General features: G+C 65.1%; 13 protein-coding genes and 1 tRNA gene. 8 read left to right on the top strand and 6 right to left on the bottom strand.

Features of this window, described 5'->3' with window-relative positions:
- The first annotated feature begins 65 nt into the window (after window positions 1-65).
- The 6 genes from UNPF46_RS37690 (at window position 66) to UNPF46_RS27005 (ending at window position 4,816) form a co-directional block, all read left to right on the top strand.
- Window positions 66-178, top strand: a tRNA-OTHER gene (locus UNPF46_RS37690).
- Between the two features lie 51 nt (window positions 179-229).
- Window positions 230-1,471: an ABC transporter substrate-binding protein gene (locus UNPF46_RS27025; RefSeq protein WP_142252024.1), complete on the top strand. Its 1,242-nt coding sequence runs from the start codon at window positions 230-232 to the stop codon at window positions 1,469-1,471.
- 10 nt (window positions 1,472-1,481) lie between these two features.
- Window positions 1,482-2,357 carry a branched-chain amino acid ABC transporter permease gene (locus UNPF46_RS27020; RefSeq protein WP_142252023.1) on the top strand — a complete coding sequence of 292 codons (876 nt, stop codon included), beginning with the start codon at window positions 1,482-1,484 and terminating at the stop codon, window positions 2,355-2,357.
- Window positions 2,354-3,352, top strand: a complete 999-nt coding sequence (locus tag UNPF46_RS27015) for a branched-chain amino acid ABC transporter permease (RefSeq protein ID WP_142252022.1) — start codon at window positions 2,354-2,356, stop codon at window positions 3,350-3,352. The genes UNPF46_RS27020 and UNPF46_RS27015 overlap by 4 nt, the downstream gene beginning before the upstream one ends.
- Entirely contained in the window at window positions 3,349-4,104 is a 756-nt protein-coding gene (locus UNPF46_RS27010) for an ABC transporter ATP-binding protein (protein WP_142252021.1), read from the top strand. The genes UNPF46_RS27015 and UNPF46_RS27010 overlap by 4 nt, the downstream gene beginning before the upstream one ends.
- Window positions 4,097-4,816 (top strand): ABC transporter ATP-binding protein, encoded by a 720-nt coding sequence (locus tag UNPF46_RS27005; protein ID WP_142252020.1) that lies wholly within the window; start codon window positions 4,097-4,099, stop codon window positions 4,814-4,816. The genes UNPF46_RS27010 and UNPF46_RS27005 overlap by 8 nt, the downstream gene beginning before the upstream one ends.
- A 2-nt stretch (window positions 4,817-4,818) precedes the next feature.
- Here UNPF46_RS27005 and UNPF46_RS27000 read toward each other — a convergent pair whose 3' ends face one another.
- The 4 genes from UNPF46_RS27000 to UNPF46_RS26985 all read right to left on the bottom strand — a co-directional run bounded on the left by UNPF46_RS27000 (window position 4,819) and on the right by UNPF46_RS26985 (window position 9,891).
- Window positions 4,819-6,828, bottom strand: a complete 2,010-nt coding sequence (locus tag UNPF46_RS27000) for a putative bifunctional diguanylate cyclase/phosphodiesterase (RefSeq protein WP_181770130.1) — start codon at window positions 6,826-6,828, stop codon at window positions 4,819-4,821.
- Window positions 6,829-7,125: 297 nt separating this feature from the next.
- A complete protein-coding gene (gene blaBJP / locus UNPF46_RS26995; protein ID WP_142252018.1) occupies window positions 7,126-8,010 on the bottom strand; it encodes a BJP family subclass B3 metallo-beta-lactamase in 885 nt (294 codons plus the stop codon).
- A gap of 170 nt (window positions 8,011-8,180) precedes the next feature.
- Window positions 8,181-8,462 carry a TonB-dependent receptor plug domain-containing protein gene (locus UNPF46_RS26990; RefSeq protein WP_142252017.1) on the bottom strand — a complete coding sequence of 94 codons (282 nt, stop codon included), beginning with the start codon at window positions 8,460-8,462 and terminating at the stop codon, window positions 8,181-8,183.
- A 64-nt stretch (window positions 8,463-8,526) separates the two neighbouring features.
- Complete coding sequence (locus UNPF46_RS26985) at window positions 8,527-9,891, bottom strand: hypothetical protein (RefSeq protein WP_142252016.1); 1,365 nt, start codon at window positions 9,889-9,891, stop codon at window positions 8,527-8,529.
- Window positions 9,892-10,194: 303 nt separating this feature from the next.
- Between UNPF46_RS26985 and UNPF46_RS26980 the strand changes: the two genes are divergently transcribed.
- Complete coding sequence (locus UNPF46_RS26980) at window positions 10,195-10,530, top strand: hypothetical protein (RefSeq protein WP_100175480.1); 336 nt, start codon at window positions 10,195-10,197, stop codon at window positions 10,528-10,530.
- A gap of 60 nt (window positions 10,531-10,590) precedes the next feature.
- Here the strand turns inward: UNPF46_RS26980 and UNPF46_RS26975 are convergent, their stop codons facing one another.
- Window positions 10,591-10,875 carry a hypothetical protein gene (locus UNPF46_RS26975; protein ID WP_142252015.1) on the bottom strand — a complete coding sequence of 95 codons (285 nt, stop codon included), beginning with the start codon at window positions 10,873-10,875 and terminating at the stop codon, window positions 10,591-10,593.
- Window positions 10,876-11,038: 163 nt separating this feature from the next.
- On the opposite strand from UNPF46_RS26975, the gene UNPF46_RS26970 reads away from it, so the two are divergent.
- Window positions 11,039-11,848, top strand: a complete 810-nt coding sequence (locus UNPF46_RS26970) for an ABC transporter substrate-binding protein (RefSeq protein WP_100175478.1) — start codon at window positions 11,039-11,041, stop codon at window positions 11,846-11,848.
- Here the strand turns inward: UNPF46_RS26970 and UNPF46_RS26965 are convergent.
- Window positions 11,822-12,520, bottom strand: a complete 699-nt coding sequence (locus tag UNPF46_RS26965; RefSeq protein ID WP_142252014.1) for an ABC transporter permease — start codon at window positions 12,518-12,520, stop codon at window positions 11,822-11,824. The genes UNPF46_RS26970 and UNPF46_RS26965 overlap by 27 nt on opposite strands.
- Between the last annotated feature and the right edge of the window lie 153 nt (window positions 12,521-12,673).

Raw genomic sequence — 12,673 nt, 5'->3', positions numbered from 1 at the left:
GAGATGCCCGACATCGCGATCGCCCATGTCGAGACGCCGACTGCTGACACCGTTCTTGGTGCCAAGGGCGTTGGCGAAGCGGGCACCGCGGCGGCCTCGGCCTGCGTGCTCAATGCCGTCAACGATGCGCTCGCGCCGTTCGGTGCGACGATCAATTCGATCCCGATCACGCCCGCCAAAGTCCTGAAAGCCCTGAAGCGTTTCTAGAAAAAGACAATTGGAGGAAATCATGTCCAAATCCGGCTCAACGTCGAAGATAACCCGCCGCACCGCGCTCGCCGGCCTCTCGGCCGGCGCGGCGCTGCTCGCCATGCCTCGCCTGGGCCGCGCCGCAGACGAGACGATCCGGATCGGCTTCCCGACGCCGCTCACCGGCCCGTTCGCCGCGGAGGCACGCGATCAGGTCAAATGCGCCGAGCTCGCCGTCAAGCTCGTCAACGACAGGGGCGGCATCGGCGGCCGCAAGGTCGAGCTGCTCGTGCGCGACGACAAGCTCAATGCCGGCGAGGCCGCGACCCGTACGCTCGAGCTGATCGAGAAGGACAAGGTTCATGCCGTGGTCGGCGCGCTCTCCAGCGCCGTGCAGCTCGCGGTCAACGAGGTCACCCGCGCCCGCGGCGTGATCTACGTATCCATCAGCCAGTCCGACACCATCAACGAAGCCAAGGACTTCAGCAAATATACCTTCCACGAAGCCCTGAACCCGCACATGACGACGGCGGCGGTGGCGCGGCAGACCCTGAAGAAGGGCATGAAGGTCGCCCATCTCGTCGCCGACTATGCCTATGGCCATGAGATGCTGCGCGGCTTCAAGCGCGCGCAGGCTGCGATCGGCGCGGACAATGTCGGCGAGATCCTGCATCCGTTTGGCGCGGCGGATTACTCCACCTTCATGCCGCGCCTGATGTCGATGCGGCCGGATGTGCTGTGCATCTCCAATTTCGGCCGCGACCAGGCCAATGCGATCAAGCAGGCGGTGGATTTCGGCGTCAAGCAGCAGATGAAGATCGTCGTGCCGGTCATTCTGCACAATCAGCGGCTGGCGGTCGGTCCCGACGTGTTCGAGGGCGTGGTCGGCGGCGCCAATTATTATTGGGGCCTGGAGGCGCAGAGCAAGTCGGCAGGCGCGTTCAACGCGGCGTTCAAGGCCGCCAATGGCGGCGCGATCCCGACCGATTACGGTGCCTACGGCTACTCCGGCGTCGGCTCCCTGCTGGCCGCGATGCAGGCCGCCGGCGGCACCGACACCGACAAGGTCGTCGATGCGCTGGAGAAGCTGCAATATGATCTGACCAAGGGCCCGCAGCACTACCGCAAATGCGACCATCAGTCGGTGCAGTCGGTGCTGGTGCTGGAATCCAAGAAGAAGTCCGCCATGGCCAACGACAACGACCTGTTTGCCATTCTCGCCAACGACACCGGCTCGGACGACATGCTGCGCAGTTGCAGCGAGCTCGGCCACGCCACCTGAAGCCTGGCCGATGGACCTGTCGCTGATCATCATGCAGCTTCTCTCCGGGATCGCCCTTGGGGCGGTTCTCGTGATCACTGCGCTCGGACTGACGATCGTGTTCGGCATGCTCGGGGTGGTGAATTTCGCCCATGGCGCGCTGTTCATGATCGGCGCCTATGCGGGGCTGTATCTGGCATCGCTCACCGGCAGCTTCTGGTGGGGATTGCTGCTGGCGCCGATCCTGATCGGTGCCTTCGGCATGCTGATCGAGTTCGTCCTGATCCGCAGGCTCTATGGACGCTCGATCGACGATCCGTTGCTGCTCACCTTCGGCCTCAGCTACATCCTGGTCGAGGGCGTGCGCATCGTGTTCGGCAGCGACGGCATTCCGTTTCCGACCCCGCCGCAGCTGATCGGCGTGCTCGATCTTGGTATCGGCTTCTTCCCGCGCTACCGCCTGTTCGTCATCGCGCTGGTGGCCGTGGTGTTGCTGGTGCTCTGGCTGACCCTGGAGAAGACCCGCATCGGCCTGATCGTGCGCGCGGGTGCGCGCGATCCCACCATCATGCAGGTGCTCGGTGTCGACATCGGACGGGTCTGGCTTGCGATCTTCGGACTAGGCGTCGGGCTTGCCGCGCTCGGGGGCGTGCTCGCGGGGCCCATGCGCAGCGTCAATCCGGAGATGGGCTCGCTCGTGCTCGCGGAAGCCTTCGTGGTGACCGTGATCGGTGGCCTCGGCTCGATCGTCGGGGCGGTTGTGGCCGGCCTCATGGTTGGCATCTCCATCAGCATGGTGGCGCTCTTCGCCCCTGAAATGGCGACCATCGTCATGTTCGCACTGATGGCGGTGGTGCTTCTGATCCGCCCGCAAGGCCTGTTCGGCGTGAGAGGGAGGACGGCGTGACGTCACCATCGAGCGGCGAGGTCATCGCCAAGCCTGCGCCAAGCGGGCTCGGCCGGATTCTCGACCACCGCGTGCTGCTCTCGATCGTCGTGCTGGCCCTGTTGCCGTGGCTGCTGCCGTCCAAGGCGCTCGCGGTCAACGTCCTGATCTACGGCGTCGTGGTGATGGGCTACAATCTCTTGTTCGGTTACACCGGGCTGCTGTCGTTTGGCCAGGCGGCGTTCTTCGGCGCAGGGGCCTATTTCACCGGCATTGCGATCGGCCGCTATGGCGTGCCGTGGTTCGCGGCGGTGCCGATCGCAGTATTCCTCAGCACCTGCCTCGCCGCCGCGATCGGCATCGTCTCGACGCGGACCCGCGGCATCTATTTCTCCATGGTGACGCTCGCTTTGGCCCAGCTGGTCTATTATGTCGCGCTGCAGGCGGCGTCCTTCACTGGCGGCGAGAACGGCCTGCGCGGCTTCACCGTCGATCGCATCAGCCTGTTCGGCCTCCAGGTCAATTTCCTCGATCCCGTCAACAAATATTACGTGCTGATGGCCCTCGCTGCGCTCGCGATGTGGTTTCAGTCGCGCATCCTGAACTCGCCGTTCGGAGCCGTCATCGAGGCGATCCGCGAGAACGAGCAGCGTGCGCGGGCCTGCGGCTATGACGTCGAGCGGAGCAAGCTGGTCGTGTTCATGCTGTCGGGCGCCATCTCCTCGCTCGGCGGCTGCATGCTGGCGCTGCATCTGTCGATCGTGCCGTTGGACATCCTGCATTACCAGACCTCGGGCATGATCGTGATGATGGTGCTGCTCGGCGGCGCCCGCAGCTTCTTCGGGCCCTTCGTCGGCGCGGCGAGCTTCCTGATCCTGGAGGACGTCATCTCGCTCTGGACGCCGCATTGGCAGATTGTCGTCGGCGCGATCTTCGTGCTGTTCGTGCTGTTCCTGCCCAAGGGCATCTGGGGCACGCTGCTGGATGTCATCGGCGTCGGAAAGGCGCGGCCATGAGCGGCGAACTGCTTCGCGCCGAAGGGATCGGCAAACGCTTCGGCGGCTTCGTCGCGCTCGAAGGCATCACCGTGTCGTTCGCGGCGGGACAGCTCACCTCGATCATCGGGCCGAACGGCGCCGGCAAGAGCACGTTTTTCAACATCCTCTCGGGCGCGCTGACCCCGACCTCGGGCAAGCTGCACTTCAGGGGACGCGAGCTGAACGGCCTGCCGCAGCACCGCTTCGTGCATCAGGGCATCTCGCGCTCCTACCAGATCACCAACATTTTTCCGGACCTGTCGGTGCACGAGAACGTTCGAGTCGCGGCGCAGGCGCTGACCGTGAGCTACGACATCTGGCGTAACCGCACGCGGCTGACCGAGCTGCATGCGCGGGCCGACGCGGCGCTCGAGGCGGTCGGGCTGCTCGCCAGGCGCAGCGAATTGGCGAAATTCCTCTCCCACGGCCAGCAGCGCGCGCTGGAGATCGCGATCGCACTGGTCTCCGAACCGGAACTGCTGCTGCTCGACGAGCCGACCGCCGGCATGGGGCCGGAAGAGACCAAGGACATGGTCGCGCTGCTGGAGCGGCTCGCCGACAAGCGCACCGTGCTCCTGGTGGAGCACAAGATGAAGATGGTTCTGGGCCTGTCCAAGCGCGTCGTGGTGCTGCATCACGGCCGACTCCTGGCGGACGGCGCGCCCGCCGAGATCAGGAGCAATCCGGAGGTCCGCCGGGTCTATCTCGGACAGAGTGAAGGCTATGGCTGAGACTGCATTGCTCGAAATCGAGAATCTCCACGCCTGGTATGGCGCGAGCCACATCCTGCACGGCATCTCGCTGCACGTGAACGAGGGCGAGGTGGTCGCCCTGGTCGGCCGCAATGGCGCCGGCAAGACCACGACCTTGCGGGCGATGATGGGCCTGATGCCGAAGGCCGAGGGGCGGGTGCGCTTTGCGGGCACGGAGCTGCTGCCGCTGCGCGCCCATCAGCGCTACCACCTTGGTCTTGCCTACGTGCCCGAAGAGCGGCGCATCGTTCCCGGCCTGTCGGTGCGCGAGAATCTCCGGCTCGGCCTCGTCGCGGCTGGCAGCGGCATCGAGGAACGGGCGGCGATCGACGAGATCGCCGAAACCTTCCCGCGCCTGAAGGAGCGCCTCGACCAGGAAGGCGTCACGCTCTCGGGCGGCGAGCAGCAGATGCTGGCGATCGCCCGCGCGCTGATCGCCAAGCCCAGGATGATCCTGCTCGACGAGCCCTCGGAAGGCATCATGCCCGTGCTCGTCGAGGAGATGGGTATGCTGTTCCGCCGCCTGCGCGACGAGGGCAGGACGCTGCTGCTGGTGGAGCAGAACGTCGAATGGGCGTTGCGGCTGGCCGACCGCGCGGTGATCATCGATCAGGGCGAAGTCGTGCACCAGAGCAGCGCTGCGGCGCTGCTGGCGGACAAGGACATCCAGGAGCGCTACTGCGCGGTCTGAGGTCAAGCCACCACCTTGGCCTCGGGATCGTCAAGGCGCAGGCGTTCGTTCGCCAGATAGTCGGCGATCGCATCGGCCGGCATGGGCTTTGCGAAATGGTAGCCCTGGATGAATTCGCAGCCGAGCCGGCGCAGGCTGTCGAGCTGGGCGCTGGTCTCGACGCCTTCGACGACGCAGGCGATCTCCATGTCGTCGCAGAGGCCCGCGAGCGATTTGATGATCTTGTGGCTGACCGGGTTCTCGTTGATCTCGGCGACGAAGCTGCGATCGACCTTGATCTTGTCGAGCGGCAGCCGGTGCACGTGGCTCAGCGACGAATAGCCGGTGCCGAAATCGTCGAGCGAAATGCCGCAGCCCATCGCCTTCAGCGTCGCGATCGATTGCTGCGCGCGCGCAAAATCGAAGGTGACGGCCGTCTCGGTGATCTCGAAGTCGATGCGGCGGGGCGACAGGCCGCTTTTCTCGATGATCGAGATCAGCGGCAATATGCCTTCGGCAGCGCAGACGTCGTGGGCGGAGAGGTTGAACGACAGGCGGATATGGTCGGGCCAGGTTCTGGCCGTCGCGAGCGCGCGCGCCAGCAGCGCCTGCGTCAGGGGGCGGATCAGGCCGATGCGCTCTGCGGCGGGAATGAAGTCGGCGGGAGAGACCCAGCCGAGACGAGGGCTATTCCAGCGTGCCAGGGTCTCGAAACCCGCGGTGTGCTCGCTCACGGCATCGACGATCGGCTGAAACACCAGCTCCATCTCGGCGCCAAAATCGGAGGTGCGCAGCAGGTTCTCGATGACGCCGCGGCTGCGGATTTCGGCCTCGAGCTCACTCGAGAAGATCACGGTGTGGCCGCGCTGATGGCGCTTGGCGTGGTAGAGCGCGTAGTCGGCGCATTCATAGAGCGCTTCCGACGTCGTTGCGGAGTCCGGGAACAAGGCGAAGCCGATCGAGCAGGACAGTCCGGTATGGGCGGTGTCGAGCTGGTAGGGCAGCTTGACCTGGCTGCCGATGCGTTCGCCGAGCCGCATCAGGTCCGTGTCCTCGGGGTCGCCGCAGACGACGAGGCCGAACTCGTCACCGCCGAGCCGGGCGAACTCCACGCGCTGCGGACCAAAACCCTCGCAGACCTCGCGGATGCGCTTGCCCGCCTCGATCAGGACGCGGTCGCCGACCGAGTGGCCGTAATTGTCATTGATCGGCTTGAAGCCGTCGAGGTCGATGATGCCGACGGCAACGCGAACGTGCCTGCGCTCGGCATCGGCAAAGGCGCTCGACAATTCGGCGAAGAAGCGGCGGCGGTTCGGCAGCTCGGTGAGGGAATCGAGATTGGCGAGGCGGAAGTTCTCGTCCGAGAGCGCCTGCGTCGCCGCCTGCTGCGCGAGCAGCGACTTGCGGCTGGCGACGAGGTCGGCGAAGTCGCGGTAATAGATGAACAGCACCGTCACCATCGCGCCGGACACCAGCAGGTTGTTGACGGCGATCGCCTTCAGCGTCGGCTCGCCCGTGGCGAAGAAGAACAGCACGTAGGGCACGTCGACGATCAGCGTCACGATCAGCGCCGCGGAGCGCAGATGCATCAGCGAAAAGATGCAGCCGATCACGGTGACCGCCATGTAGAAGGCGACCTGGCTCTTGGCGAAGGGATCGCCATAGGGGTAGAGCGCGAAGGACCAGGCGGTGAAGCCGGCGCCGATCGGCAGGGTCAGCCAGTTGGTGGTGCGCAGATTGCGCAGGATGTCGGCGTCGCTGCGCACGAGGTGACGCTGGCGCAGCCACCAATAGGTTCGCAGGCCTGCGAGCACGGTCAGCACGCTCGGCACGATCATCGTCAGCCAGTCCGGCGCCACGTTCACATAGGTGTAGGCGACGGCGATCGTGTTGCTCATCAGGATGAAGTAGAGCAGCGGGACCTGCTTGGAGAAGGCGTCGAACTGCGCGCGCATCAGATCCGGATTGTCGGCCGGAACGCGAAACAGCCGCATTGCGGCGGCGATATGAGACTTGAAATTGACAACAGGCATTGCAATACGCGCCCCGGATCCCTTCAAAACGGGAGGGATCTTGCACAGCGGGGGTAAAGGGCTCGTTAGACGAGTTCCGTGAGCAAAGACGAGTGCGGGTTGCGCGCTGCCGCATCAGGGTCCGGCCGCGTGCATTGGTGAGGCCGTGTTAACGATATGAGGCTGCGGACGCGAGCAGTATCAGCTGCGAGATGCCGCAGAGCCACCGCTACGCTTTGCTAACCATCTGCGCCGGCGCAACGTCATGCCGCACCTCTCCCCTGTCGGGAAGAGGTGCCAGGCCGTATCCGACGGCGGCTACTTCTTTTCCAGCGCCGCGGTCTGCTTGGCGAGTTGCTTGTCGAATTCCTCCGACAGGCCGGTCGCATAGCTGGCAAGCTCGCCCGGTTTGACGAACGGGTTCGGCGCGCCGTCCTTCATCTGCGCCCGCTTGGCCTGCATGCCATAGACCTCCGGGTGTGGCCCGAGCAGCACGTCGATCTTCATCGCTTTCACCTTGGCATAGGTCGACCGGTAGTCGTCGATGATGCCGGGATAGGTCGGCTGGCCGACCAGTCTGTTCAGCGCCACCGTGCCGCTGCAGAAGAACAGCACCTCGCGGCTCTGGTCGCCGTCCTTGACGGTCATCTCCCAGCTCGTGCAGCCAGGCGAGTGGCCGGGCGTTGCATGCGCGATGAGCGTGGTGTCGCCGAGCGTGACCTTGTCGCCTTCCTTCACGACACGGTCGACCTTCACCGGCGGGAAAGTGAGATCCTCGTTCTTCTCGTCACCGGGATAGTAGCCGCCTTCGAGCAGCGGCTTGTCTCGCTCGCCGGCCACGAGCTGCGCACCGGTCTCCTTCTTGATCTCGGCGAAACCGCCGGTGTGATCGAGATGCGCATGCGAGTTGAGGACGATCTTGATGTCGGCGACCTTGAAGCCGAGCTTGGCGATGTTGTCCTTGATCATGCCGGTCGACTGGGGCATCGCCGTGTCCATCAGGATCAGGCCCTGCGATGTCTTGATGACGTAGACGGCAATGCCTTCGGTCCCGACATAGTAGATGTTGCCGATGAGCTGGAACGGCTCGAACGGCGCCGTCCATTTCTGCATCGCAGCCGCCAGAAAATCCTTGATGGTTTGCGCCTGCGTGCCGGTCGAGAGCAGGGTCAGTGCGCATAGCGCGGCCGTCAGTCTTCTCATAGTTTGCCTCCCACAGTGTTCTTGTCGTTTTCATCGGGCGCGGGCATCGTGGCCCGAGCGGTGTTCAAGTTACGTCGTGGCCGGCGTTCAGGGCAACAACCTTGCATTCGCAAGAAAAATCATTGGCCGCGTGGGAGTATCGGCGCGTTTGGTGTCGGCGGCGCGCGAGTCTAGCGCCCGATCGTCACCCCGGCGGTCGAGCGCATGGCATCCCGCAGACTGGTCGCCTTCATGTCGTCCAGGACCTGCCGCGTCAGCACGGTGGTCTGGCCGGGCGTGTTGAGGATCGACTCTCCGCGCGAGGACGAGAGCCGATCGGTCTTGTAGGGCGTGGCTGCATCGGTCGCGGGAACGGCGGCGACTGCATCACGCGGCCGTTTGCCCGCAGCGATGGCCGGCTGTGAGATGCAGAGGGCGGCGATCACGACCAGAAGCAACGGGTTTGCGCGCATAGGCGATCTCCCATGTCGGGATAACAGCCTAGCACAATGCGGACGGTGGTCGCAGGAGAAAGGATCAGGCGAGAGCGGCCTGGCGTTCGCGCGCCGGCTCGCGGGCGCGCTCGGGTTTCCCAGGCTCGGCGAGCCGCGTGAAACTGCGATGGCTCGCCTGCGCGGGGGCCTCGACGATGACGCCCTCACAGATGATCTGTCCGCCGAGCAGCTTGAATTCCAGCTTGTCGTAGCGCGGCATCGTCTCGCCGGGCGCGGGCGGCAGCAGCCCGACGCTGCCCTGGATGTTCAGCGTGGCTTCACCGGTGCCGTGCAGGCGCGGATTCCACATCCTGATCCCGCTTTCCGCCCAGCGCTGCCGGATCAACGCGGTACGATCGGCAGGCTCAACCGGTCTTGCACGAACCTTCGATGCGCCGCGGACCTCCGGGGACGGCGACACGAGGGCCGGAGCCGGCGCGATGTCGGTGACGACGCTGGCTGCATCCATGGAACCGTGTTGTACGACCACCGCGGCGACGGCAGGGGCAACATCCGCAGCAGCCGGCTCGACGGCCACCGCTTCGCCCGGTGAGGAAGCGCTGTCGAGATGATCCTCAAGGGCGGCCTCTGCCAGAACTTCGGCATCGGCAGACGCGATGCACGGCTCGTCCGCGGTCGGCTCAACGTCCACCGTGACGTCGGTGGAATGACTATCGGCGACCACGAGGGCAGGGACGTCAAGCGGCGCACTCTCGATCTCGACGGGCGAGGGTGATGCCTCCGCCGTGACGACGGGCTCGGCTTCGGCCGGGAATGGATCGCTGCTGATGACGAGGTCGGCGGCGTCGATCGCTTCGCTAACGACATCGACGGGCTCCGCGTCGAGCGACGCGACCTTTGCCGAGATCCCCACAACAGAATCGGTATCGGTGCTGATGACCGGGGCGGGAGCATCTTCCGCCACGGTCTCGATCTCGGCGGCCGCGACCGGAGCCTCCTCCTCGGCGGCCGCAACCGGCTCGGTGCTGGACGGTGCTTCTCGGGAAGACTCGTCGCTGGCATCGGTTGGCGCCGCCGGCGGGCTCTCCGCGATGACGGAGATCGCGGGATCATCCTGGGCGGAGGGAGTGGAGGCCGCGATCTCGGCATCGTCGTGCACTAAAATCGCGCTGATTTCGCGGGTGTCGGTCGAGTCGGATTCCGCAAGGTCTTCGACCTCAGTGCGTTTTGCCGCGCTGGCTTGGGCTGTCGTGTCTCGGGCTGTCGCGTCTTGGGCCGTGGCGTCCGGAGCCGCCACGTCTTGGGCCGCAATGCTCTCAGCCACAATATCTTCGGCGATGACGGGCGAGACGTCTGCGGCGACCGGCGTGGCGTCAAGGCTGCCGTCATGCGGCGCGGGCCGAAGCCGGGTGAATGCCCATTTCACCGCCGGGATACGGCGCAGCAACGATATCAGTCTCGAAAGCACTAGGAGTTGTCCAAGAGGTACTCGGCGTGAGGCAATCGCTGATTCGCCAGCAATGTGAAAAACTGCCCCGCCCGTCGCACCCCTGTCAATGCAGGTGAGACCAATTGCAGAACATCAGCGACGTCTGGTGCGCGTGGTGGTGACCGGGTGACGGGTCAGCCGTCGCCGCGAGGCCGGTGATCGTCGTGGATTCTACGGTATGACCGGTCAATGTGATCGCAACCACAGTACGGCCGTGCCGAAACAGTCACGCTCGCCTTCGAAAGCGAAGGAGAAGGAAACGTGATCCACAAGATCTGTCTGGCTGCGGTCTTTGCCGCGTTCATCAGCGCGCCGGCGCTTGCGGACGAATTGACACCGAAGATTGCCGCTCACCTCATTCCGCCCAATGCGGAGATCCACGTGTCCTGGACCAGCCCGGCGTCCGACCCTGAGGGCCGCGTGGTCGAGGTCGTCTGCGGCGAGGTCACGGTTCGCAATGACAGAGGCTTTTCGACGTCGTCCTTTGCGTATGTCATCGACGACGACAAGCTTTGGCTGGCCTGGAAGGTCGAGTGGATGAAAGAGCCGGAACCGCAGGGCGTCCGCCGCGTGATGAGATATTGTCCCGGCCGTTGACCGACGCCTCTCGGTCCGCGGAAGGGGACGATGATCCCCCCGTGATTTTCGATCGTCCGACTATTTGCCGGAGCCGGGACCGGTGCCCGCGCCGCCTCCGGCCTGGCTGCCCATGTTGTTGATGTTGGTGCCGCCGGCCGATGGTTGCTGCGCTCCCTTGCTGTCGCTCGCCTCGTTCTGCATGTTCGACGCACGGCCGGTGGTCATGCCTTTGGTCGCGGGGCCTCGCGATGAGGGGCCGACGTCGCCCTGACCGGACGCGCCTGGCGCGGGTTGTGTCTGCGCGAAGGCGCCACCGGTCGCCAGCGCCACGATGCATGCCGATGCCAAGATGATCTTCTTCATCTCGTTTCTCCTCTTGGGTTGGTCGTCAAAACAACCTCCGCGCGGAAAGGACGTTCCTGACCAACCACGCTGCAGACCGAGAGGGTTGTGCCGAATGTAGGGTTCCCAGCGTCGTTCGCGCGGGGTAGCTTGGAACACCCGGCATCTTCTGCAAGGACGAGACATGAAACGGATAGTCGCGATCGGAGCGGTTCTGCTCTGGTCCACCATCGCATCGGCGCAGGATCGCACCATCACGGTGGCCTCCACCACGTCGACGGAACAATCGGGCCTGTTCGGCTATCTGCTGCCGCTGTTCGAGAAGGCCGCGGGCGTGAGCGTGAAGGTCGTCGCCGTCGGCACCGGTCAGGCGCTGGACATCGGACGGCGGGGCGATGCCGACGTGGTGTTCGTCCACGACAGGGTCGCAGAGGACAAGTTCATGTCGGAAGGGCAGGGCGTGAAGCGCTTCGACGTCATGTACAACGACTTCGTCATCATCGGCCCGAAGAGCGATCCCGCCAGGATCGCCGGTGGCAAGGACGTCACGGATGCGCTGCGCAAGATCGCAGCGGCCAAGGCGCCGTTCATTTCGCGCGGCGACAAGTCCGGCACGCACGCGGCCGAGTTGAGACTCTGGAAAGAGGCCGGCGTCGATCTCAGTGCCGGCAAGGACGATTGGTACCGGGAGATCGGTCAGGGCATGGGCCCGGCACTGAATATGGCCTCGTCGTCAAACGCGTATCTGCTGTCGGACCGCGGCACCTGGCTGTCATTCAAGAACCGAGGCGAACTCGCCATCCTGACCGAAGGCGACAAGCGGCTGTTCAACCAGTACGGCGTCATGCTGGTCAATCCCGAGAAGCACCCGAACGTGAGAACGAAGGACGGGCAGGCCTTCGTCGACTGGCTCGTCTCCTCGAAGGGGCAGGACGCGATCGCCGGCTACAAGGTCGGCGGCGAGCAGCTATTTTTCCCCAACGCGTCCCACTAGCACGAAGGCCACGGTCGACACCACCACGCTGAGCGCGAGCAGGATCAGTCCGAGGCCGAGGGCCAGTGGCAGGTCGCCCTTGCTGGTCTCCAGTGCGATCGCGGTCGTCATCGTGCGCGTGAAGCCGCGGATGTTGCCGCCGACGATGATGATGGCGCCGACTTCGGCGATGGCGCGCCCGAAGGCCGCGAGAAACGCCGTCAGCAGCGAGGTCCGGCCGAGCGCGAACAGGAGCGCCATGCTGCGGAAGGCCGACAGGCCGTCGATCCGTGCGAGATCGCCGTACTCCGCCCACAAGAGGCTTGCGGGCCGGTGCACAAGCGCCACCACGATCGGTGTGGCGAGCAACGTCTGGGCGATCACCATGGCGGCCGGCGTGAACAACAGTCCGGCCACTCCGAGCGGGCCCGACCGCGACAGCAGAAGATAGAGCGCGAGCCCGACCACGACAGGTGGAAGCCCGAGCAGCGCATTGGTCAGGACGATGATCACCTGTCGCCCGCGGAAACGGGTGATCGCGAGCAAGGCCCCGATGGGTGCGCCGATCATGAGGGCAGTGACGCTCGCGGTCAGGCTCACGCGAACCGACAATGCGACGATGCCGAGCAGCTCGGCGTCGGCTTCGCCGATGAGCGAGAACGCAGCGCCAATGGATTGGGTGAAATCGTTCATCCGAGCCTGGGCGTCGGCGCCGGCCGGAGTGCCGCGGGGGCGTTGGTGTCGGGAATGGGGAGGCGCTTCACGGACGATTTCCTGCGAGGTGCGCAGTGCAATGCGGTGGTGCGATCGCGTTCCGCAGGCACTTGTGCTTGGCCTGCGGCAGGA

The organism is Bradyrhizobium sp. UNPF46 (assembly GCF_006658625.1).
Taxonomy (GTDB): domain Bacteria; phylum Pseudomonadota; class Alphaproteobacteria; order Rhizobiales; family Xanthobacteraceae; genus Bradyrhizobium; species Bradyrhizobium nitroreducens.
The sequence above is the reverse complement of the archived record's forward strand: the minus strand, read 5'-3'. Positions and strand labels throughout refer to the sequence as shown.